This window comes from Aquimarina atlantica, from assembly GCF_000626715.1.
Taxonomy (GTDB): Bacteria; Bacteroidota; Bacteroidia; order Flavobacteriales; family Flavobacteriaceae; genus Aquimarina; species Aquimarina atlantica.
In genome coordinates this window covers 12,250-34,881 of the sequence record NZ_AQRA01000006.1, presented here as the reverse complement: position 1 = coordinate 34,881, position 22,632 = coordinate 12,250, and the positions used below count along the sequence as shown (strand labels likewise).

The window sequence follows — 22,632 nt, the reverse complement described above, 5'->3', positions numbered from 1 at the left end:
TGTGGGGTTTAAAAAAATAATTTCAAAAACAATTTAAATACAAGTATCAAAATCATGAAAAAGTTAATTACAGTATTCTCATTTATTTTAGCAATCACATTTAGCGCACAAGCACAAAAAGTAAAAAATGTTTCTTTAGAGCAGACTAAAGGAGAATTCACTCAAAAAGAAATAAAACTATCAGAAGGAAGTTATGTATTCAATATTACCAATAACAATGCAGGAACAGATGTTGGTTTTGTACTAGTTCCAGAAGGAAAGGATGCTTCTAATGCCGAAAATCATATCAAAACAGCATATGTAACCAAAGTCGTAGCCGAAGGAAAAACCGAAAGTTCGCAAACAGTTAAATTACAAAGAGGAACTTACAAATATTTTTGCCCTTTAAACAAAACCCCTCAATATACTTTGGTTGTAGAGTAATTCTCTATATCTTTTTAAAACCTAAAACCTTGTTAATCTCGATTAGCAAGGTTTTTCTTTTTATATTTTAGCCAAAAATAACCCACAATGAAAAAAGTCTTAGTAGCATTATCATCTATTTTATTATGTGTCGCATGTAACAACAACACTAAAAAAGAGAATACATACGAAGAGGAAATAGAAATTAGAGACCCAAAACCTGTGGTAGATAAAAAGAAAATACCTACAACAGCAGAAGCAATTGCTAATGCTAACGGATTACAGCATTGGGACAAGGTAAAAGAAATTAAATTCACCTTTAATGTTGATCGAGACAGTATTCATTATCATAGATCCTGGAGTTGGAAACCCAAAAATGACATAGTAACCTTAACCTCTGAGCAGGATACCATAACCTATAACAGAACTCAATTAGATAGCACTTCTACCAAAGCAGATCAAAGATTTATTAATGACAAATATTGGCTGTTAGCTCCTTTCAATCTTGTGTGGGATGCAGCAAGTTTTACTTCAAAACATGAAGTAAAAGCTATTGCTCCTATAAGTAATGTAGAAATGCAAAAATTAACCATAGTGTACAACAAAGGAGGATATACTCCCGGGGATGCTTATGATTTTTATTTTGAAGGAGATTTTAGCATCAAAGAGTGGGTGTTTCGAAAAAATAATCAACCAGAACCTTCTATGATTACTACCTGGGAGAATTATCAGAATTTTAATGGTATTAAAATTGCTAAAACACATAAGCTGCATGAAGGGAATAGAAAACTTTATTTCACAGAAATTGAAGTAATTACTGATTAAAAACTATAACAATCTTCATACTTCTTCGAAGTCATTTATATTATGTAACATATCTCATTTCAAGATTCGTTTTACTGAGTTACTTCTAATTGGATAGCACATAGTATTGTTTCTAATTTAATCTTACACATATCAAAATTCAATTTATTGCTTTTAGTATCATTTTATTTTTGTAAATTAGTGAAACACTGTTTCAATTATTAAAACACTTAAAATGACCATAGCATCAAAAGCTAGTTTAGAATACGCAAAAGAGCTTGATCAAAAAGATAGTATAGCACAATACAGAGATCAGTTTCATATTCCAAAAGACGATAACGGAAACGATTGGATATATATGTGCGGTAACTCTTTGGGGTTACAACCAAAAACTACAAAAAAGTATATTCAGCAAGAACTTGACGATTGGGCCAATTATGGTGTAGAAGGTCATTTTGAAGCCAAAAATCCCTGGATGCCATATCATGAGTTTTTAACAGATACTATGGCAAAAGTGGTCGGTGCAAAACCTATAGAAGTAGTTATCATGAATACGTTAACTACCAATTTACATTTGTTAATGGTATCTTTTTACCAACCCAATAAAACTAAATATAAAATTGTAATAGAGAGTGATGCATTTCCTTCTGATCGATACGCAGTAGAATCTCAATTGCGATTTCATGGTTTTGATCCTAAAGAAGGGTTAATAGAATGGAAACCACGTTCTGGTGAAGAATTATTGCGATTAGAGGATTTAGAAACTATTCTTGATCAACAAGGCGACGAAATTGCTTTATTATTAATTGGAGGTGTAAATTATTACACAGGTCAATATTTAGATCTTAAGAAAATTGCAGATCTGGGACATGCCAAAAATTGTATGGTTGGTATTGATCTGGCACACGGTGTTGGCAATATTCAACCAGAACTACATGACTCTGGTGTTGATTTTGCTGCTTGGTGTACCTATAAATATTTAAACTCAGGTCCGGGAAGCCTCGGAGGTCTATTTGTTCATGAAAAACATGCATATAACAAAGATCTAAAACGTTTTGCCGGTTGGTGGAGTCACAATAAAAATACTCGTTTTAACATGCGTCAGGAATTTGATGTCATGCCTGGTGCAGAAGGATATCAATTAAGCAACCCTCCTATTCTATCTATGGCAGCGATTAAAGCCTCTCTAGATATTTTTAATGAAGTAGGAATGGATGCCTTGAGAAAGAAATCTAAAGCACTAACGGCGTATTTCGAATTTTTAATTAACGAGATAGATACCGACAGAATCAGAATTATTACTCCCACTAATCCAGAGGAAAGAGGATGCCAATTATCTGTTCAGGTTAAGAATGCAGATAAAAGTTTACATCAACAACTCACAGACCATCATGTTATTACAGATTGGCGAGAACCCGATGTTATTCGTTGCGCTCCAACGCCACTATACAATAGCTTTGAAGATGTATATCGAATGACCGAAATATTAAAAACACTGGTATGACGCAAAAAGAAGAAAACATACTGATCATTGGTGCTGGTCTATGTGGCTCTCTATTGGCACTAAGAATGGCACAAAGAGGATACCAGGTAACCGTATATGAAAGTAGGCCTGATTTAAGAACTACCGATATTTCTGCAGGACGTTCTATTAATCTTGCGCTGTCTGATCGTGGTCTAAAAGCCATGAAAATGGTTGGTATTGCAGATAAAGTAACTCCATTTTGTATCCCCATGTATGGTAGAATGATTCATGATATCGAAGGAAATACATTTGCTTCTAACTATTCTGGAAGAACAGGAAAATACATCAATTCTATTTCTAGAGGAGGTTTAAATGGATTATTACTAACCGAAGCAGAAAAATACGAGAATGTAACCATTCATTTTAACAAAAAATGCACTGGTGTTGATATCGAAAATACAATTGCAAAATTTAAATGCTATGCAACCAAAGAAAAGTTTGAAGTACATGCAGATATCATCTTTGGTGCAGATGGTGCAGGTTCTGCTCTTAGAAAGAGTTATTATCTCGAAAAAAAGTTCCTGTTCAGTTACTCTCAGAATTACCTGACACATGGATATAAAGAATTAGAAATTCCTGCAGGCAAGATAGGAAACCATCAAATAAGTAAAGATCATTTACACATCTGGCCCCGTGGCGAGTATATGCTTATTGCTTTACCAAACTTAGATGGTAGTTTTACAGTGACCTTATTTTTATCTTATGATGAAGGTGAATACAATTTTAATAACCTAACCAATATTGAAAAAGTCACTGAATTCTTTAAAACACAATTCCCCGATGCTCTTGACTTAATCCCAGATATTGACCATGAGTTCTTTAACAACCCAACAGGCGCATTAGGTACTGTAAAATGCTCACCGTGGTGCTACAAAGGGAAAACATTATTAATTGGAGATGCTGCCCATGCAATTGTACCATTTTATGGTCAGGGAATGAACGCTTCTTTTGAAGATGTTGTGGTTTTTGATGAAATTTTAGAACAACATCAGGGAGACTGGAGTGCTACTTTTAAGGCATACCAAAAAGCGCGAAAAGAAGATACAGACGCCATTGCAGATTTAGCAATCGATAATTACTTCGAGATGCGCGATCATGTAGCTAATCCTTTGTTTAAAGAAAAAAGAAAACTAGAAATGGATTTAGAAAAAACATTTCCCGACAACTATTTTTCAAAATATTCTATGGTGACTTTTGATGAAAATATTGGGTATGCCAAAGCCATGAAGATTGGAAGAGCTCAAGACAAGGCATTATTAAATCTAATAGCAGATCATGAAATTGACACCTCAAAAGATTTAAAAAGCATATTTGATCAAGTACAACAAGAAACCAGTGAAATCCTTGAAGAGGACAAAATTGCAGGATTAAAATAAGTATAACACTTAAAAACAAGGACAGGAAAACTTAAGTTTTCTTAAATAAAGAATGAAAATTGTAGATTCTCTATACGCAACATTAATATTTCAATACTATTAGCCATGAACAAAGGAAAACTAATACAAGGCAAAGCCACTCCAAGAGGTAAGTTTCCGCATGTAAAACGTGTCGGAGATTTTATATTTGTTTCTGGCACAAGTTCCAGAAGACCAGACAATTCATTCGAAGGAGTAGAAGTAGATGAATTTGGTACGACAAATTTAGATATCAAAGCACAAACAAAAGCTGTTTTAGAAAACATTAATGATATTTTAAAAGAAGAAGGTGCGACCCTAAGAGACATTGTTGATGTTACTTCTTTTTTAGTCAACATGAACGATTTTGGAGGCTATAATGAGGTTTATGCTCAATATTTTGATTATGATGGCCCCACAAGGACCACTGTAGCTGTGCATCAATTACCTCATCCTCATTTATTGATAGAAATAAAGGTAGTTGCCTATAAAAAACAAAACTAAACAGTTTGTACTCTTTAAAAAATCAAGGTAATCATGAGTAATACCATAGACAAAAAAATTCTAAACACTTCAGTTGAAAAAGCATTCAATATTCTAGACTGCTTTTCAACAGATACAATAGAATTAGGTGTTACCGAAATTGCAAAACTAATGCGCACCAATAAAAGTGCAGTATACAGGATGTTAGCAACTATGGAAGCTCTTAATGTTATTCAACAAAATACAGAAAACGGCAAATATAGATTGGGGCTTAAATTATTCGAATTGGGGCAAAAAGTAAGTATTAATCAAAATTTTATATCCAAGGCAAGGCCCTATATGGAAGAATTGGTAAAACGTGCTGGCGAAACTGCTCATTTAGCTATTTACAAAAATCAAAAAGTATATTTCTTAGACAAAGTTGTAGGACGACATGATTTACAGATCAACTCACAAATTGGTACAGAAAAACCTTTGCATTGCACTGGTTTAGGAAAGGTTATGCTTGCATTTGTAGAGCATGACTACAAAAAAACCATTAAAAATCTTGATTTAGAATCAGTTACTAAAAACACCATAACCGATAAACAAAAACTAATCACAGAAGTTGAGAATATTAAAAACAATGGTTTTGCTTTGGACCTGGAAGAAAATGAAATAGGATTGGTATGTGTAGCTGTTCCTGTTTTTAGTACTAAAGGAAAGTTTATTGCTGCAATAAGTACTTCTGGTCCCTCGGCTAGATTTAATGAAAATGAAATTCAAACCTATACAGGAGATTTAAAACAAACGGCCGAGCAACTAAAATACATTTTCAGTTAATTAAAAAAATTGAGAACGCATGAAAAAAATCAAAAACTATATTAATGGGGAGTTCAAAGCTCCTGTACAAGATCAGTGGATTGATAATTACAACCCATCTACTGGTGCTATATATAGTTTAATTCCTAATTCTTCGGCAGCAGATGTACAGATCGCTTATGAAGCTGCAGCTCAAGCATTTCCTACCTGGTCAGAAACTTCATTACAACAACGTAGCGAAATCTTAGCTAAGATAGCATCATTGATAATAGAAAACCTTGATCAACTTGCCCAAGCAGAAGCTATAGATAATGGTAAACCTTTAAGTTTATCTACCAGTGTAGATATCCCAAGAGCATCTTCTAACTTTCAATTTTTTGCTAATGCAATTACGCAGTTTGCAAGCGAGGCGCATGAAAGCACAGGCCTAAATGCTATTAACTTTACTCTAAGACAATCTATCGGTGTAGTGGGTTGTATTTCTCCGTGGAATCTACCACTGTATTTATTTACATGGAAAATTGCTCCGGCACTAGCTGCTGGTAATACTGTAGTAGCCAAACCTAGTGAAATTACACCAATGACAGCTTATTTATTAGGTGATATCTGCACTAAAGCAGGTTTGCCGAAAGGCGTTTTAAACATTGTTCATGGGTTAGGAAATACTACTGGACAAGCCATCATAGAGCATCCAAACATTAAAGCCATTTCTTTTACAGGAGGAACCGCAACAGGAGCACATATTGCCAAAACTGCTGCTCCTATGTTTAAAAAATTATCTCTCGAATTAGGAGGTAAAAACCCTAATCTCATTTTTGCAGACTGCGACTATGACAACATGCTTAATACAACACTAAGGTCATCATTTGCAAATCAAGGGCAAATTTGCCTTTGTGGCTCTCGAATATTTATAGAAAGAACGATTTATGATAAATTCAAAACCGATTTTATTGCAAAAACCAAAGCATTAAAAGTTGGTGCTCCTCTTGATCCCGAAACCAACTTAGGCGCGTTAGTTTCAAAATCACATTTAGAAAAAGTGAAATCATATATCGATATAGCAGAAGAAGAAGGAGGTACTATTCTCTGTGGTGGTAATTATGTAACGGTAAATGGATATGAAAAAGGGTATTACTTACAACCAACCATTATCGAAATTAATACTACAGATTGCAGATTAGCCCAAGAAGAAATTTTTGGACCAGTTGTTACGATTATGCCATTTGATACTGATGATGAAGCTCTAACTATGGCAAATAATGTACGCTACGGATTATCATGTACAATTTGGACAAATAATTTAAACAGAAGTATGCATTTAGCAAAACACATACAAGCTGGTATTGTTTGGGTAAATACCTGGATGATGCGTGATTTACGCACCCCATTTGGAGGCACAAAAGATTCTGGTGTGGGTAGAGAAGGTGGATTTGAAGCCCTAAGATTTTTTACCGAACCTAAAAACGTTTGTATACAATATTAAAGAATAATATAAATTTTAAAAATATTCATCATGAATCTAGGTCTAACTCATAAAAATGCATTAGTTTGTGGGAGTACTCAGGGTATAGGAAAGGCGTCTGCCATACAATTAGCCGAATTAGGAGCTAATGTTACCTTAGTTGCAAGGAATGAAGAAAAACTTCAACACGTTTTAACAGAATTAGCAACAGATCAGGGGCAATCACATACGTATATCGTAGCAGATTTTCAGAATCCGGAAAACCTGCAACAAAAAATTTCTGCTACAGGGCAAGCTTTTCATATTTTAGTAAATAATACAGGAGGACCTGCTGGAGGACCAGTATTTAATGCCTCTCTAGAGGAATTCGACCGCGCTTTTACACAACACCTGAAATGCAATCATATCTTAGCACAAACTGTAGTACCTGGAATGAAGAAAGAAGGGTATGGAAGAATAATCAACATTATTTCGACCTCTGTAAAACAACCCTTAAATGGTTTAGGGGTTTCTAATACCATTCGCGGTGCAGTAGCCAACTGGTCAAAAACATTAGCTAATGAACTTGGAGTATTTGGAATCACCGTAAACAACGTATTACCTGGTGCCACAGCGACAGAACGATTAAATGAAATCATTAATAACAAAGCAACAAAATTAGGAAAATCAATAGAAGAAGCTTCTGATGCCATGAAAAACGAGGTGCCGGCAAAACGATTTGCCAAACCACAGGAAATAGCTTATGCCATAGCATTTTTGGCATCTGAAGCTGCATCTTATATCAACGGAATCAACCTTCCTGTTGATGGAGGAAGGACAAAGTCCTTATAGTTAACTATTTGTTATTACAAAATAACAATCAAAATAATTAAATTTAATACAAAATACGAATCAATAGTGTAGATTATAATGATAGTATTTATACTATAGAATAAACAACACATATAAATTAAAACAAGCATATGAGCAATCTAGTTTCACCATTAAATTTTAAAGCCTGGATAGACGAACATCGCCATTTACTAAAACCTCCTGTTGGCAATAAATGTGTATGGAAAGACGGAGATTTTATTGTTATGGTTGTTGGGGGGCCTAATAACAGAAAAGACTATCATTATAATGAGACCCCAGAGTTTTTCTATCAGGTAGAAGGAGATATGGTACTAAAAATAATAGATAATGGCGAACCCAAAGACGTTCATATCAAAGAAGGTGATATTTATCTATTACCACCAAAAGTGCCACATTCTCCACAACGAGGAGCAAATACAGTAGGTTTGGTGATTGAATACCCAAGAGAAGAAAAAATGCTGGATGCTCTTGAGTGGTATTGTGAAAACTGCAATACTCAACTATACAGAGAAAAATTTGCATTAGACAATATAGAAACCGATATGCCTATAATTTTTGATAAATATTATAGTGACAAAACAAAATGCACTTGTCCTAATTGCGGAAGTGTAATGGAGGCTCCACAAAAGAATAAAGAATAAATAATAATCTAATTAAAAAGATTCCTGTATAAACGACAGGGATAACATCTATAATGAAAAGAAAACTTCGCATAAACGGTCATTCACATTTACTGCCATACCCAGAAGAGATTCCTCAGTTTATGAAAGACAAAGAGATTTTTTGGGTAGATGATGAGCGTAAGTACATGTTACAAAAAGGGTGGAAACGCCCGGTTACTCATTCTAGTTTTTTCTTAGATGAAAAATTAGAGTGGATGGAGCGTAACAAAATTGATCACGCAGTAGTATTAAACCTTTCTCAATTATATGGTAATGGTTTACGTCTAGAAGAAATGAAACATGCATTACGGTTTCAAAATGATTTTAATGCTCACGTACAACAAGATCATCCAGATAAGTTCTCTTGCGGCTTTGTAATACACCCCGGATTTATTAACGGAGCACTATGGGAAATGGAACGTTGTGTAGAAGAATTAGGAATGCATGTACTATGCTTACCTACACATTTTATGGATTCTATTGGACAGTGGCGATGTATTTTTGATGAAGAAAATGATCCGATTTTTGAACTAGCAGACAAATATAAACTAGCCATAGAAGTTCACCCTTATGATGGTGATAAAATGATCAAATTAGAAAATGTTTCCTGGCGTTTTCACTTGGTATGGATGCTTGCCCAATGTGGCGATGCTTATCATTTTTATACGCTTAACGGAATGCAAACTCGCTATCCAAACATTAGAACTTGCTTTGCTCATGGAGGACAATTAGCACAAATGAATTTAGGAAGACGCATCCAGGGATTTGATGGAAGACCAGACCTCTTTAAAGGAAAACAACATCCTCGAAAAGCTGTAGGACATCCTAATATATATTTTGATACCCTGGTACACGACACCGATTCTTTAAAACTAACTGTAGAACGACAAGGCAGTAATCAGGTAATTATGGGACTAGACGATCCTTATCCATTAGGTGAAATGGAAAGTGAACCACAGTCTTCTTATCCAGGAAAAATACTGGATTTAGCATTAGATCGTAATATTATAACTACAGAAGAATATGATGATATCTGGGAAGATAATGTTTTACGTTGGTTATTTGGAGATAATGAAAAAGCAAAACAAGATTTAATAGATAAGATTTTAGGTAAAGAAAAAGTTCATTAGGAACATTAAAAATCGTTATAAAACATTCTAATTTTGTATCTAAAAAATAATAATCATGCATTTTATCCCTGAAGAACTGGATACGTATGTAGTAAACCACACCCAAAAAGAGCCCGAATTACTACAACAATTAAATCGTGAAACATATCAGAAAATATTACAACCCAGAATGCTTAGTGGTGCGTATCAAGGGCGCGTTTTAAGCATGTTGTCTAAGCTTATTCACCCAAAAAATATACTGGAAATAGGAACCTACACAGGGTATTCTGCCATATGCCTGGCAGAAGGGATTCGAAAAGATGGAGAATTACATACCATTGATATTAATGAGGAGTTAGAAGATTTTCAGAGAAAATATTTTGACCTTTCTGATTATGGAAAACAAATTCATCAACATATTGGTGATGCTACCAAAATCATCCCCAATCTGGACATGAAATTTGACCTGGTGTTTATAGATGCCGACAAGCCAAATTACCCTACTTATTTCGAATTAGTTGTTCCTAAAATGAACTCTGGAGGTGTAATTTTATCGGATAATGTATTGTGGAATGGTAAAGTAATCGAAAAAGTTGAAGAAGAGGATATTTCTACCAAAGCTCTTTTGAAATACAATACGCTTTTGATCGAAGATAAACGCATAGAAACTGTTTTATTACCTATTAGAGACGGGTTAACGATTAGTAGAGTATTATAACCTATATACAAAAAACAAGGCTGTAGTATTTAAATACCACAGCCTTTATTTTATATTTTTATGTGATTTTATTGAACCGCTTTTAATGCATCAATATTACCATAACCAAATTTACTATTACGATTAGGGTAAAACTCTCCTGCTTTCTTTAGTTTATCAAGCACTTGAGCTCTGGTCATATTAGGATTACGTGCCCATACCAAAGCAGCAATTCCTGCTGTGGTAGCCGTTGCTACAGAAGATCCTCCTACATAAGTTTGTGTTCCTGTATTAAATCCTATAACAGGTACATTTCTACTAGAGTTTCCTGCTCTCTCCATTACAATGGTAAAATCGATTTTACTACCATCATGACAGATATTACAACGATTATATCCATTATCTTTTATACCTGTAACTGCAACTGTTTCTGACATACTTGCCGGAAAAATAACACCATACCAATTTGTAAACGAAGTCGATGTTCCTCCAGCTGCGATTATCATTTTTCCTTTTCCGTAGGCATATTTTACAGCATCTTTTACATTACCAATGGACCAGGGATACCCAATAGACATCGAAATAATCTTAACATCCCCTCTATTTCCTAATGCTTTTAAAGCATTACTTACTCCTTTACGCTCATGATAATCATTTAACACAACATCCTCAGTTCCCCTATAGGCGACCAAATTACAATTATATGCCACTCCTACTGGCATAAAATCATCATTACGTGGTGATGCAATCGCTGATGCCATAGAAGTACCATGCCCACACTTATCATTAGGGCCATCTATGTTATTAGACCACCACCACGGAGAATCGATAAAAGTACCAAATCGTTGCACAAACCTTCCATTAGACACCCCATCATTAAATCCACTACCCAGTAAATTCTGACTTGCAGAAATTCCGGTATCAATCAAACCAACAGTTATACCTGCCCCAGTACTATAATTCCAAGCCTGTGGTACTTTATGAATGTCAAAATTCCAAGGTAATCGTGCATTAGGTGAAATTACTCTATAATCCCCGCTATTTATAGATTGTCCACTTTTACTACATCCCGCAGATTTCTGTTGGTTTGAATTATCTTCTTGTAGGTAAAAACCATACCCAATTGGATCTAAGTAACGAATTTGATCTGCTTCTTGTAAAGCTTTTATGGTTTCTAAACTAGTAACCTTCACATCGGTTACATTAAGTATTTCATCTGCAGATATTACAGAATTAGACTTATTTGCACCTTCTTTAGACTGTATAATATTATATATATTTTCTCTAGCGTCATTTAGTCTTGATGATCTTTGGGTAGAGAAACTTTCTCCTTTTTCTCCAAAACCAACACTTAACACTTCTCCACCGTGTACCACGGCACTCCATAATACAGTCGAGGGTGCTTTTATCCAGTTTACATCACCATTTTGTTTTAATTCACCTTCGATATACGCATTAACTTCTGGTACAGAAAGTAATTTTTGAGATTCAGAAATTTCTGAATTTGGTTCTACAATTTCGTTAGGGTTTTCTTTAGAACAAGAAAACGCAAGAATTAGTCCTAAGGTTAGAAGAGTAATCTTTTTCATTTTTAGAATAAGTTTTTAAGAGGTTTGTGTGTAAAAGCCCATAAATGACAATTTCGCAAAAATTGCAAATAATTATCATTTTAATAATTTCACAGCTAATGTATTAAATTATATTCAAATATTTTACAATTATATTATCATATAATCATAAAAAATCTCAATATTATGCTTGCATAGGACCAAAAAAAGCTATTAAAGCGCTGTTACAAGTCAGTGTTTACGGGGTATTTAATCGTTTGGCATTAAAAGCGAAAAAATTTCAAAAAAATATTGGTTTTTTTTGAATATTAATCAGAATTTACAAGGAAAAACAAACAAAAATAAGTTTAAGAAAGGCTATTGCAATTTAGAATTTGCGTTTTATTGGACCAGTAACTTTATCAATATCATCTTTGACCTGGTCGATCTCCTTTTTTATATCTGATGTGATAGAGGTAGGAATATCGGTATCAATACCGTGTTTTTCTGCACTTTTGGTAATTTCGGTTTTGATATCATTGGTCGCATCTTTGACGATACGCATTCCTTTACCCAATCCACGTGCAATTTCAGGAATCTTATCTGCTCCAAAAACCATAACCAATATAAAAACAATAAAGGCAATTTCGGTTCCGCTAATAAATAAAGGTAAAGTTGTCATAATTCTACAAATATAATCAATATTGTGTAAAAAAGCCATCCTGAAAAGACTTCGGGATGGCTTTTATTTATCTTTAGAAAAAGAACAGGTTACTGTCCCTTTACCTTATTTTTAAATTGCTCAAATTTTCCTAATTTCTTTCTTTTAGGCCAGCTATTATTAGAGGTATCAATATCTGCTGTCTCTTGTTTAGGATCAACGACAACTTTAGAAATTTCTTTCTCAGAAGCTACAGCTCTTTTTACCTCAGCATCATTTTTTCTCCAGATTTCTGCAGGATATGTTATTGTCTCTGTTGTTCCATCTTCATAAGTGTATTCTACGATCAATGGCATTACGAGTCCACCTGGTTTTTCAAAGGTAATCTCATAGAAAAACTTAGGTTGTTTAAGTTTTTCGCGCTCTTTAACAGAAAAATTATCCATTAGGTATGCTTTTAAGGTTTTGGCATCACTAATAATATTTCCATTCTTTTTAATCGTTTCATATTCTTCGCTTCCTTCTTTAACCATGTATACAAGTGGTCCTAGGTCTTCAACTTTAGCACCTACAGATGCAGCATATTCTTTTACTCTTTTATTTGGCTCTTTAGAAACTACAAATTTCTTTACTTCTTTCACTCCAATATCGGTATAATCTGTGGTATAGAACCATCCTCTCCAAAACCAATCTAAATCAACGGCAGAAGCATCTTCCATAGTTCTAAAAAAGTCTTCTGGTGTTGGATGTTTAAACATCCATCGCTGAGCATATGTTCTAAATGAATAATCAAAAAGATCTCTTCCCATTACAGTCTCTCTTAGGATATTTAAGCCTGTTGCTGGTTTTGAGTATGCATTAGGTCCGAATTGATGAATATTATTAGATTGAGACATAATTGGAGACAAGAAATTTTGATTTCCGCTCATATAGGGTATAATCTTTTTTGCTGGTCCACGACGAGATGGATATTTTTTATCCTTCCCTAATGCTTTTGGATACCATTCTCCAAAATCTTGTTCTGCTACATATTGCACAAAAGTATTAAGGCCTTCATCCATCCAGGTCCATTGGCGTTCATCACTATTCACGATCATCGGGAAAAAGTTATGACCTACTTCGTGGATAATTACACTCATCATTCCATATTTTACACGATCACTATAGCTACCATCAGGTTTTGGTCTTCCGTAATTCCAGCAAATCATAGGGTATTCCATACCTTGATTTTTTGCATGTACAGAAATAGCTTTGTGATATGGATAATCGAAGGTCATTCGGCTATACGATTTTAATGTACTGGCTACTACTTTTGTAGACCAGTCTTCCCAAAGAGGGTTTCCTTCTTTTGGATACATTGATACTGCCATGATATCTTTTCCTCCTATTTTAACAGCCATCATGTCCCAAATAAACCTTCTAGAAGTAGCAAAACCAAAGTCACGTACATTTTCGGCTTTTAGCTTCCATGTTTTCTTTTTTTCTGAAAATGTTTTTTCTTTTGCTATAGCTTCTTTTTGGGATACAATAACAACTGGCTTATCATATGATTTCTTTGCTGCTTCATAGCGGTTCATCATGTCTTTTGTAAATACTTCTTTTCTATTTACTAATACTCCGGTTCCATCTAAAATATGATCTGCAGGAACAGTAATATTTACTTCGAAGTTACCAAATGGTAATGCAAACTCTCCTCTACCCCAAAACTGATGATTTTGCCATCCTTCAACATCATTATACACTGCCATACGAGGATAAAACTGAGCGATCACATATGCTCTATTTCCATCCTCAAACTCTTCATATCCAGATCTACCTCTACCATTTACATGATCATTAATATTGTACCACCAATCAATTGAGAATACAAATTTCTCGCCAGATACCAAATCTTTGGGCATTTCTACACGCATCATTGTTCTATTAATTGTATATTTAAGTGGATTTCCATTACTATCTTTTACTGCAGTAATATTAAACCCGCCATCAAAAGGTTCTGCAAGATATTTATTTAAAAAACCTCCTGGTGTGGTTGCCGGATCAACTCCATTTGATTGAATTAATGGGGTTTTAGAATCCTTAGCTCGCATATTCTGATCCAGTTGTACCCAAAGGAACTCTAAATCATCAGGTGAATTATTAGTATACGTAATAGTTTCTTTTCCAGATAGCTTTTTGTTTTTATCATCAAGTTCAATATCCATTTTATAATCAGCTTGTTGCTGATAATAAGCCGGCCCCGGGGCTCCAGAACCTGTTCTGTACATGTTGGGAGTTGCAAACTCATCGTACATTTGTTTGAATTTGTTCTGATTAGTGTGTCCTAATTCGCGAACATTTTTAGCCTCTTCTTGATTTTGAGCATATGAAATACCTGATATCAAAAAAGCCACCGAAAGGACTAAAAGTATCTTTTTCATTGTAATGGTTTTGAATTTAATGTTATGATTTCGCAAAGTAATTGTTTTTTAAAAGTTTACTGATTTATTCACTAAACTTTAACATCCCTTCACCTTTTTCTTTTTCAAGTATAAGACTTTTACGTTGATTTCCTTTTTTAACATGAACAATATTCTGTTGTTCTTCAAAAAGATCCATCAAAACTTGATTTGTGATTTCTATAGTATTTAAAGAAGTAATATTTTCTATTTCTAAATAACAAATGATAAGATCATCTTCATATTCTTTCCCTAAAAATTTGAAAGAAACTTCTTCTCCATTCACTACAAATTGTAGTTTTTGATTAAGGTATATCGCTAAATTTTTATCTACTCCCAGGCTTTCTTCATCTTTATCTAAATTAGTAGACTTATCATATCGTTCTTTTAGTAGTTCTTCTATATCATCAACAAAAACTCTAGACACAATCTGTAACGACTGTTGTTTTGCATTATAATCTACCTGTGTTACACTTACATAAAACTTATGCGCCGTTGTAAAAGAACTTAGCGGAACAGACACTACAAAAAGAAAGAGCAGTAAGATTTTATTCATCATCTAAAATTTGTAAAGCGTTAAATGTAATTAATTTTAATGGTATGCATTAAAAAATTATGCCAAACTTAGTATCATTAAAAAACAAAGAGTTAAAATCTATTCTCTCACTATTAAATTTTAATTATCTCCAGAAATATATTTATTGTTTGTTTACCACAAACTCTTTTCGTTTATCTGAAAATATCTTTAATACAACATTATGGTTTTCTTTATCAAATTCATACTGAATAGCACTGGTTTGGATACATAACAATAAAAAATCATATATTTTTTCTTCGGGGATGTTGTATACTGAAGACAAAAATTGTTTACCATAGAAATCTTGAATAGCCTCTAAACTATTATTTTCTTTATCTAATTTTCTTGTTGTTTTTAAGGTTTTATAATATCCCGATAAATTTTTATAAGTTGCTTCGATATCTAGCCGAAATCCCATACCGTAAAACGAGATAGCCTCATGCATTGGTATAATTTTTTCCATCTGCACTCCATCATAAACAGGTATTCCCACATCTTCGGGGCTAAACAATTCTTCTGTCTTTATATCCCTAACATCGGTATTTAAATTACCCGATAATTGCACCCCTACCATTACTTCATCTAATTCATTAAGATTTTCTTTTAGTGTAATATAAAACTCTCTATTGTCATACATGTTTTTATCTACCACAATAATCTTTAGATCATATTGAACAGATGAAATAACAACTACATCCCCAATAGTTGTTTCTATGAAGAAAACTCCTTCTTTGTTTGTAATAGTAAATAGATTAGCTGTTTTATTAATTACATGAATTCCTTCTGAACTATCATTTTCTATTACTCCTTTTATCATTTTTCTTTGACAGAAAACCGAAAGAAAGAAAAAATGAAATAAAATTATAGTTACATATTTTTTCTGCACTTATGCTCGTTAAAATTCATTATTAAAGACAAATCATATCCAATCATGTTGCATTCATATGATTTTTGCAGCTTTGAGAAATCAAACTTCAGTTCACAATAAAAAACAACTAATCCTAATCCAGCTCTTTGTGTTCTTTATATGATTTTACCGTTTTCTGAAAAAACTCTACCAATGTTAATCTCTTAGAGTTTTCCAAAAGGTCCGCAAAATATTCGTCTTCGGCGCAGTAGTACATAAAATCAGTGATTAAATCTTCCGGTAGTTTTAGTTCTTCTACAAAAAAAGAAGTATTAAAAGTAGTTTCTCCTCTTTGTACTATTGCATCAAGATCTTCTAATGCTTTAATTCTCTTTAATTTTTTTAATTTCCCACTCAGATAATTAATAGGTCTATCAATTATTCCGCTTCTTGCAGTATAGATTCTTCTTTCGGCCTTTGTTGGTTGTGGTTTATCGCTAAAAGGGAGACCTAATGTCTTGTTATCTACAAAAGGTTGTAGTTCTACAATACCTACATCTTTATCGAGGTTACCCGAAAGCTCTGTTGTACTTACTTTAACTTGTTCTAATTGTTGCACTACGGGATGCAATACAATTGTAATCTTATTATTCTCAAGTTGATCTTGCTTAACTATAATTGATCGTATTTGATATTGAACAGAAGAAAAAACAATGGAGTCTCCTGGACTTGCAGGTATTTCAAAAAAACCCTGCCCATCATTTGTTGTACCAATTTCTTTAGTAAAATTTACAATACTAATGGCGTATCCTTGTAAAGAATCAGCTGTAATTTTTCCTTGAAGTGTTTCAGATTGACCAAAAGTTTGCAATGAAATAAGTAGAGGTAGAAATAGTAATAATCTTGTCATATAAATATCATCAGAAATGATCTTTATATAATACCACTACATAAAGATCTTCTCTACCAAAGACGATATAACTAAGATAGAATTACAAAAGCCTCTTTTTAGCCTGCCTTATTTCTTATGATAAAGCTTACTTTGATATGCTAAAAACTGTAAAAGATCAAGTTCTTTTCCTGATTCAAAATACTTTTCATTTAAGCCATTTTCTTCAGCAAAAAAGATGAAATCATTAATTTGATCTATTTCTAATGCCAGGTAATCTTTAAAAAACTCATCATTATATAAATCTCTAACCCTAACATCAATAGCAGAAGAATCCTTTTTCTTTTTAGAGGTCTTCTTAGTATTATAAAACAACTTAAAGAGGTTAACAAAATTAAGCCCATTAATCATTCTATCTTCTAAGAACACCTTATTTTCTAATGGAGATAACTCATCAGGTGTAAAATCATAATCGGTATCATTTATTCTCGAAGACGTTTCTTCTGCTACATCTCCTATCCCACTTTGACTAAATCCTATTTTTTTTACATCTACAGATACATTACCTGCTAAATCATATGGAGTTACTACGACTTCTTCTAGCTGGTTTACAGACTCGTTAAGAAAAATACTTAATCTCTTAGTATCTACTATTCCTTTATCGACAAGTATTACAAAATTCTGATATTGCATCGCCACAACTTCAATCCTATCATTAATACCGGCTCCTATTTTAAACTTTCCTTCCTTGTTGGTAATTGTACCTTTATTAGTACTTCGGTTATAAACCACTACACCTTCTACATCATCTCCAATAGGTGCACTAATTTTTCCATGAATCATAACTCTTGAGGTAATTTGGGCTATAGATGTACTAACTATAAAGCAAACAAAAAGAACAGATAATTTTATCTTCATAATAAACGAGGTTAATTTTATTTTTTAAGATACTACATTTTTTTATTTTCACAGAAGATTTCGGGATAAGAAAACGTTAAACTACTTTTATAAAAAAAATCTAATGGCAAACTGTATTATTGCAAGTACATCTACACTTCACGGAAGTGAACCTTTGGCATATTTACAAGACACTTTAATCAACTTATACTCAGGTATTGAGGAAATTCTTTTTATACCTTATGCGCGTCCGGGTGGAATTTCTCATGACGAATACACCATAGGGGTCAATAATATTTTTAAAAAAATAAATAAAAGAATAGTTAGCGTACATATGTTTTCAGATCCTATTGAAGCTATTAAAAACGCTAAAGGTATTTATACTGGTGGTGGAAATACTTTTCTTTTGGTAAATCAATTATATCGAAATGAAATCATTGAACCCTTAAAAAAAGCTATCCATTCGGGAGTACCTTACCTGGGAACAAGTGCAGGAAGTAATATTTGTGGCCTTACTATGAAAACTACAAATGATATGCCTATTGTATACCCTCCAAACTTTGCAACATTGGGTATCGTACCATTTAATATTAACCCACATTATCTTGATCCTGATCCTAATTCGACACATAAAGGGGAAACCAGAGAAACTCGAATCAAAGAGTTTCATAATCTAAATCCACAGCCTGTAGTAGGTTTACGAGAAGGAAGTTGGTTAAAAGTTTATGACAATAAAATAACTCTGGAAGGAAATTTAAACGCTAGAATTTTTGAGAAAGACAAAGAACCCTACGAAATAGAAACGGGTAGCTCATTATCTGGATTAAATTAAAAATCGTACTGTGAATTATCAACAAATACTTAACGAGATAAAATCAGAACTCTCGTCGATACACTATACCGGAAAAGTAGCCTCATATATTCCCGAATTAGCAAAAATTAAACCTGATAAATTTGGGATGCATCTGCATTGTATTAATTCTGGTCATTACAATTTTGGAGATCATATAGAACGGTTTTCTATTCAAAGTATCTCGAAAGTATTTGCGTTAACCATGGCAATGTCATTATTAGATGATGAACTATTTAAACGTGTAGATGTAGAACCCTCTGGAGATCCTTTTAATTCTTTGGTGCAATTAGAATATGAGAATGGAATCCCCAGAAATCCATTCATTAATGCAGGTGCCCTTGTAATATCTGATATTTTAATCTCTTTACTAAAAGAACCAAAGAAAGATTTTCTCAATTTCATACATGAAATTACGGGCAATACTGATATTGATATCAACCCAAAAGTTTTTCTATCCGAAAAATCGTATAGCTATCGTAATGCTGCCTTATTAAATCTAATGAAATCTTTTGGCAATATTAAAAATGATATTGAAACCGTACTTGATTTTTATATCTATCAATGTTCTATAGCGATGTCTTGCAAGGAGTTATCTACTGCATTTATGATATACGCCAACGGCGGAAAACGATTATTCGATAATGAACAAATATTATCATCCAGAAAGGTGAAACGTATTAATGCAATAATGCAAACCTGTGGTTTTTATGATGAAGCCGGTGAGTTTAGCTATAGAGTAGGTTTACCCGGAAAAAGTGGTGTAGGCGGAGGAATTGTAGCTGTACACCCTGGGCAATATGCTGTTGCAGTATGGAGCCCCCCTTTGAACCCTAAAGGAAACTCAGAACTTGGGATGCATGCTCTAGAACGACTAACTACCTTAACAGGATTATCTATTTTTTAAGATTCAAAATTGGTAGTATTTAATAAAACAAGTAATTTTATGAACAACTAATTACTAAAATTTATTTTTTTGAATATATCCCAAAAAAAGAAAACATTATATTTTGTTATTGTTATGATCATAATCACTACAATAACCTATCTTAATCATTTTGATAACTCTTTTCATTTTGATGATATTCACACCATTGTTGAAAACCCTAATATAAGAAGCTTAAAAAATATCCCTACTTTTTTTACCGACGGAACCACAATAAGCTCTTTACCTCAGAATCAAACATACAGACCTGTAGTAACAACATCCTTAGCCTTTGATTATTGGCTTGGTGGTGGGTATGACTTACTCTATTTTCATCTTACTTCGTTTATATTGTTTCTAATACAAGGAATTCTTATTTTTTTATTCGTTAAAAAAATAATAGACATATCTTTTGAAAATAAATACAATTTCTACGTAGCAGCAGGAATTACGTTATGGTATATGGTACATCCAGTAATGGCCGAAACAGTAAATTATATTATTGCACGATCAGATTTACAGTCTACTTTTTTTGTACTACTGGCTTTTGTATTATATCAATATTCTGCCTTTTCGAAAAAATATTACTTGTATTTAATCCCTATTCTGATTGGCACTTTAGCAAAACCTACCGCTATTATGTTTGCCCCATTGTTCTTTTGCTATGTATTACTTTTTGAAGAAAACATAAGTTTTTTAAGTCTTTTTTCAAAAAAGTTAACACCTTCTATTTTACGAGTTATAAAAGTTGTTTTACCAGTTATTATTTTTTGTTTAGTTCTGTACATTTTTCATAACTCGATGACTCCGGATTCTTTTAAAACAGGTTCTTCAGACATATATAATTATCTAATTACTCAACCCTATGTAATTCTATATTATTTTGGCAGCATGATTCTTCCAATTCATCTTAGTGCTGATACAGATTGGGTAGCACTAGAAACCATATGGTCCTTTAAATTTATTATTGGGGCTTTATTTGTTATCATACTAATTATAATCGCTTTTTACACCTCTAAAACTAAAAAATATATCCCTATTAGTTTTGGTATTGCCTGGTTTTTTATTGCTCTTGCTCCAACATCTAGCATTATCCCATTAGCAGAAGTTATGAACGATCATCGTATGTTTTTCCCTTATGTTGGTTTAATTATTAGCCTAGGTTGGTCTATAAAACTCTTGATCGATTTTATACAAAGAAAGTATCCATTCAATACATCCTACATTCCTATTATTATTTCTTCTTTTCTGGTAATATATGCTTTTGGAACTTATCAAAGAAATAAAGTATGGCATGATGACGAAAGCTTATGGAAAGATGTCACTATTAAAAGTCCAAAAAATGCCAGAGGACTAATGAATTATGGGATTACAAAAATGGAAAAAGGAGAATATGATAGTGCCGAAACTCATTTTAAAAAAGCTCTTGTAATAAAACCATATTATCCTTTTCTACACATAAACCTAGGTATATTGTTCAATTTAAAAGGAAACAAAACGATTGCCGAAGAGCATTTCAAAAAAGCTATTCAATATGGAGGAAATTACTTTAATTCCTGGTTTTATTATGGTAGATTTTTATGGGGTGAAGCTAGAAATCAAGAATCTATTGAAAAACTTTCTAAGTCATTAGAGCTATCACCATATCACATAGAAACGAGAAGATTACTTATGGAGAATTATCTTGAACTTGAAGAATGGGACGCTCTAAACAGATTAGCTCATGGCACACTTCAAATAGAAAAAGATAATAAAGAAGCTCAAGTATTTCTTCGTGCAAGTATTCAAAAAATTAGCAAATTAGATATAGAAGAAAGAGAAATCGCTAATGCCCCTTCTCTTGAGAAATACCTTAATCTAAGCTTTAAATATTATCAAAACAAACAATACCAAAAATGCATTGAAACCGCTGAGAAAGCTCTCGAATTAAAACCAACATCTTTTGAAGCCTACAACAACATATGTATAGCTAATAATCTATTGGGCAAATATGATTTAGCGATTGATGCTTGTAGTAAAGCGCTGGATATAAAACCAGATTTTGATTTGGCAAAAAATAACTTAAATGATATTTTTAAAAGAAAGAATCTAATTAATGAATTAAAAGTTTTAATCTCAGAAGAACCTAATGAAACAAATTATCTTAATTTGAGTCTTCAATATTTTAATTATGGGCTTTTTGAAAATTGCATAAAAACATCTAAAGAAGGAATTATCAAGCATCCAACATCCGACAAATTATATAATAATCTTTGTGCTGCATATAATTCATTAAAAAAATGGAGTAAAGCTGTAGAAGTGGGAAAAAAAGGGTTAGAAATTAACCCAAATAATCAATTACTTAGAAACAATTATAATTGGGCGGTAAAAAATGGAAAATAAAAGTAATAGAAAAACATTCTCAAAAAAGATCTTAGTCATTCTTGAATATGTTATCTTTCTTATTATTCCAATGACTATATTTTTTTATATCACTATCCAAAATAAAAATAGTTTAGAACTAATTTCAAAACAAAAAAAAGAACAGCATAAAAATGAGCAATTGGAAAATTCTCTAATTAATAAAGGGTTACATTTTATCAATCAGAAAAAATATAAAGAAAGTATTGAGGTTAACTTAGAGGTATTAACCATAAACAGTAATAACAAGTTTGCATATAATAATATAGGCATCGCCTATGCCAATATGCAGCTATGGGATAAAGGAATTGAGTATTGTTCAAAGGCTTTATCTATTGACCCAAATTTTCAGTTAGCTAAAAATAACATTAACTGGATGAAATCAGAAAAAGAAAAACAAACCCCTTAAT

At 32.8% G+C, this 22,632-nt stretch carries 22 protein-coding genes; 15 read left to right on the top strand and 7 right to left on the bottom strand.

The window, feature by feature from the left end; genetic code table 11:
- Positions 1–54 precede the first annotated feature (54 nt).
- The 11 genes from ATO12_RS13730 to ATO12_RS13680 all read left to right on the top strand — a co-directional run bounded on the left by ATO12_RS13730 (position 55) and on the right by ATO12_RS13680 (position 10,212).
- Positions 55–423, top strand: a complete 369-nt coding sequence (locus tag ATO12_RS13730; RefSeq protein ID WP_034242744.1) for a cupredoxin domain-containing protein — start codon at positions 55–57, stop codon at positions 421–423.
- An 87-nt stretch (positions 424–510) separates the two neighbouring features.
- Complete coding sequence (locus tag ATO12_RS13725; protein WP_034242743.1) at positions 511–1,227, top strand: hypothetical protein; 717 nt, start codon at positions 511–513, stop codon at positions 1,225–1,227.
- A 214-nt stretch (positions 1,228–1,441) separates the two neighbouring features.
- Positions 1,442–2,710, top strand: a complete 1,269-nt coding sequence (kynU, locus tag ATO12_RS13720; RefSeq protein ID WP_034242742.1) for a kynureninase — start codon at positions 1,442–1,444, stop codon at positions 2,708–2,710.
- Positions 2,707–4,107: an FAD-dependent oxidoreductase gene (locus ATO12_RS13715; RefSeq protein ID WP_034242741.1), complete on the top strand. Its 1,401-nt coding sequence runs from the start codon at positions 2,707–2,709 to the stop codon at positions 4,105–4,107. Before kynU ends, ATO12_RS13715 begins: the two co-directional genes overlap by 4 nt.
- 105 nt (positions 4,108–4,212) lie before the next feature.
- Positions 4,213–4,629 (top strand): RidA family protein, encoded by a 417-nt coding sequence (locus tag ATO12_RS13710; RefSeq protein WP_034242740.1) that lies wholly within the window; start codon positions 4,213–4,215, stop codon positions 4,627–4,629.
- A 33-nt stretch (positions 4,630–4,662) separates the two neighbouring features.
- Complete coding sequence (locus ATO12_RS13705; protein WP_034242739.1) at positions 4,663–5,430, top strand: IclR family transcriptional regulator; 768 nt, start codon at positions 4,663–4,665, stop codon at positions 5,428–5,430.
- 19 nt (positions 5,431–5,449) lie between these two features.
- Positions 5,450–6,892, top strand: a complete 1,443-nt coding sequence (locus ATO12_RS13700) for an aldehyde dehydrogenase (RefSeq protein WP_034242738.1) — start codon at positions 5,450–5,452, stop codon at positions 6,890–6,892.
- Positions 6,893–6,922: 30 nt separating this feature from the next.
- Positions 6,923–7,702 carry an SDR family oxidoreductase gene (locus tag ATO12_RS13695; RefSeq protein ID WP_034242737.1) on the top strand — a complete coding sequence of 260 codons (780 nt, stop codon included), beginning with the start codon at positions 6,923–6,925 and terminating at the stop codon, positions 7,700–7,702.
- A gap of 131 nt (positions 7,703–7,833) precedes the next feature.
- Positions 7,834–8,364, top strand: a complete 531-nt coding sequence (locus ATO12_RS13690) for a 3-hydroxyanthranilate 3,4-dioxygenase (protein ID WP_034242736.1) — start codon at positions 7,834–7,836, stop codon at positions 8,362–8,364.
- 53 nt (positions 8,365–8,417) lie between these two features.
- Positions 8,418–9,515 carry an amidohydrolase family protein gene (locus ATO12_RS13685; RefSeq protein WP_081802072.1) on the top strand — a complete coding sequence of 366 codons (1,098 nt, stop codon included), beginning with the start codon at positions 8,418–8,420 and terminating at the stop codon, positions 9,513–9,515.
- 55 nt (positions 9,516–9,570) lie between these two features.
- Complete coding sequence (locus ATO12_RS13680; RefSeq protein WP_034242734.1) at positions 9,571–10,212, top strand: O-methyltransferase; 642 nt, start codon at positions 9,571–9,573, stop codon at positions 10,210–10,212.
- A gap of 68 nt (positions 10,213–10,280) precedes the next feature.
- On the opposite strand, the gene ATO12_RS13675 is transcribed toward ATO12_RS13680, so the two are convergent.
- The 7 genes from ATO12_RS13675 to ATO12_RS24960 all read right to left on the bottom strand — a co-directional run bounded on the left by ATO12_RS13675 (position 10,281) and on the right by ATO12_RS24960 (position 18,068).
- A complete protein-coding gene (locus ATO12_RS13675; RefSeq protein ID WP_034242733.1) occupies positions 10,281–11,780 on the bottom strand; it encodes a S8 family peptidase in 1,500 nt (499 codons plus the stop codon).
- 346 nt (positions 11,781–12,126) lie between these two features.
- On the bottom strand, positions 12,127–12,420 hold the full coding sequence (locus ATO12_RS13670; RefSeq protein ID WP_024768994.1) for a Sec-independent protein translocase subunit TatA/TatB: 294 nt from the start codon (positions 12,418–12,420) through the stop codon (positions 12,127–12,129).
- Between the two features lie 89 nt (positions 12,421–12,509).
- A complete protein-coding gene (locus ATO12_RS13665) occupies positions 12,510–14,819 on the bottom strand; it encodes a M1 family metallopeptidase (RefSeq protein ID WP_034242732.1) in 2,310 nt (769 codons plus the stop codon).
- Between the two features lie 64 nt (positions 14,820–14,883).
- Complete coding sequence (locus ATO12_RS13660; protein ID WP_034242731.1) at positions 14,884–15,393, bottom strand: DUF6702 family protein; 510 nt, start codon at positions 15,391–15,393, stop codon at positions 14,884–14,886.
- 142 nt (positions 15,394–15,535) lie between these two features.
- The gene (locus ATO12_RS13655; protein ID WP_034242730.1) at positions 15,536–16,231 is read right to left on the bottom strand and encodes a hypothetical protein; all 696 of its coding nucleotides are present in this window, start codon (positions 16,229–16,231) and stop codon (positions 15,536–15,538) included.
- A gap of 184 nt (positions 16,232–16,415) precedes the next feature.
- Positions 16,416–17,171: a peptidase associated/transthyretin-like domain-containing protein gene (locus ATO12_RS13650; protein ID WP_034242729.1), complete on the bottom strand. Its 756-nt coding sequence runs from the start codon at positions 17,169–17,171 to the stop codon at positions 16,416–16,418.
- A 108-nt stretch (positions 17,172–17,279) separates the two neighbouring features.
- Positions 17,280–18,068 (bottom strand): carboxypeptidase-like regulatory domain-containing protein, encoded by a 789-nt coding sequence (locus tag ATO12_RS24960; protein WP_051575839.1) that lies wholly within the window; start codon positions 18,066–18,068, stop codon positions 17,280–17,282.
- Between the two features lie 103 nt (positions 18,069–18,171).
- Here ATO12_RS24960 and pepE point away from each other — a divergent pair, with 103 nt between their 5' ends.
- From pepE to ATO12_RS13625, 4 genes are all read left to right on the top strand, one after another.
- On the top strand, positions 18,172–18,879 hold the full coding sequence (pepE, locus tag ATO12_RS13640; protein ID WP_034242728.1) for a dipeptidase PepE: 708 nt from the start codon (positions 18,172–18,174) through the stop codon (positions 18,877–18,879).
- Between the two features lie 10 nt (positions 18,880–18,889).
- Positions 18,890–19,804, top strand: coding sequence for a glutaminase (locus ATO12_RS13635; RefSeq protein WP_034242727.1), 915 nt, complete (start codon positions 18,890–18,892; stop codon positions 19,802–19,804).
- A 69-nt stretch (positions 19,805–19,873) separates the two neighbouring features.
- Complete coding sequence (locus ATO12_RS13630; protein WP_131248836.1) at positions 19,874–22,204, top strand: tetratricopeptide repeat protein; 2,331 nt, start codon at positions 19,874–19,876, stop codon at positions 22,202–22,204.
- Positions 22,194–22,631 (top strand): tetratricopeptide repeat protein, encoded by a 438-nt coding sequence (locus ATO12_RS13625; protein ID WP_034242725.1) that lies wholly within the window; start codon positions 22,194–22,196, stop codon positions 22,629–22,631. Before ATO12_RS13630 ends, ATO12_RS13625 begins: the two co-directional genes overlap by 11 nt.
- Position 22,632: the final 1 nt, after the last annotated feature.

Bases quoted from the DNA above. Each gene is read 5' to 3' on its own strand.
- kynU (WP_034242742.1), top strand. From the start codon at position 1,442: ATGACCATAGCATCAAAAGCTAGTTTAGAATACGCAAAAGAGCTTGAT.
- pepE (WP_034242728.1), top strand. From the start codon at position 18,172: ATGGCAAACTGTATTATTGCAAGTACATCTACACTTCACGGAAGTGAA.
- ATO12_RS13675 (WP_034242733.1), bottom strand. From the start codon at position 11,780: ATGAAAAAGATTACTCTTCTAACCTTAGGACTAATTCTTGCGTTTTCT.
- ATO12_RS13690 (WP_034242736.1), top strand. From the start codon at position 7,834: ATGAGCAATCTAGTTTCACCATTAAATTTTAAAGCCTGGATAGACGAA.
- ATO12_RS13725 (WP_034242743.1), top strand. From the start codon at position 511: ATGAAAAAAGTCTTAGTAGCATTATCATCTATTTTATTATGTGTCGCA.
- ATO12_RS13730 (WP_034242744.1), top strand. From the start codon at position 55: ATGAAAAAGTTAATTACAGTATTCTCATTTATTTTAGCAATCACATTT.
- ATO12_RS13665 (WP_034242732.1), bottom strand. From the start codon at position 14,819: ATGAAAAAGATACTTTTAGTCCTTTCGGTGGCTTTTTTGATATCAGGT.
- ATO12_RS13625 (WP_034242725.1), top strand. From the start codon at position 22,194: ATGGAAAATAAAAGTAATAGAAAAACATTCTCAAAAAAGATCTTAGTC.
- ATO12_RS13695 (WP_034242737.1), top strand. From the start codon at position 6,923: ATGAATCTAGGTCTAACTCATAAAAATGCATTAGTTTGTGGGAGTACT.
- ATO12_RS13705 (WP_034242739.1), top strand. From the start codon at position 4,663: ATGAGTAATACCATAGACAAAAAAATTCTAAACACTTCAGTTGAAAAA.
- ATO12_RS24960 (WP_051575839.1), bottom strand. From the start codon at position 18,068: ATGAAGATAAAATTATCTGTTCTTTTTGTTTGCTTTATAGTTAGTACA.
- ATO12_RS13650 (WP_034242729.1), bottom strand. From the start codon at position 17,171: ATGACAAGATTATTACTATTTCTACCTCTACTTATTTCATTGCAAACT.
- ATO12_RS13670 (WP_024768994.1), bottom strand. From the start codon at position 12,420: ATGACAACTTTACCTTTATTTATTAGCGGAACCGAAATTGCCTTTATT.
- ATO12_RS13660 (WP_034242731.1), bottom strand. From the start codon at position 15,393: ATGAATAAAATCTTACTGCTCTTTCTTTTTGTAGTGTCTGTTCCGCTA.
- ATO12_RS13680 (WP_034242734.1), top strand. From the start codon at position 9,571: ATGCATTTTATCCCTGAAGAACTGGATACGTATGTAGTAAACCACACC.
- ATO12_RS13655 (WP_034242730.1), bottom strand. From the start codon at position 16,231: ATGATAAAAGGAGTAATAGAAAATGATAGTTCAGAAGGAATTCATGTA.
- ATO12_RS13715 (WP_034242741.1), top strand. From the start codon at position 2,707: ATGACGCAAAAAGAAGAAAACATACTGATCATTGGTGCTGGTCTATGT.
- ATO12_RS13710 (WP_034242740.1), top strand. From the start codon at position 4,213: ATGAACAAAGGAAAACTAATACAAGGCAAAGCCACTCCAAGAGGTAAG.
- ATO12_RS13700 (WP_034242738.1), top strand. From the start codon at position 5,450: ATGAAAAAAATCAAAAACTATATTAATGGGGAGTTCAAAGCTCCTGTA.
- ATO12_RS13685 (WP_081802072.1), top strand. From the start codon at position 8,418: ATGAAAAGAAAACTTCGCATAAACGGTCATTCACATTTACTGCCATAC.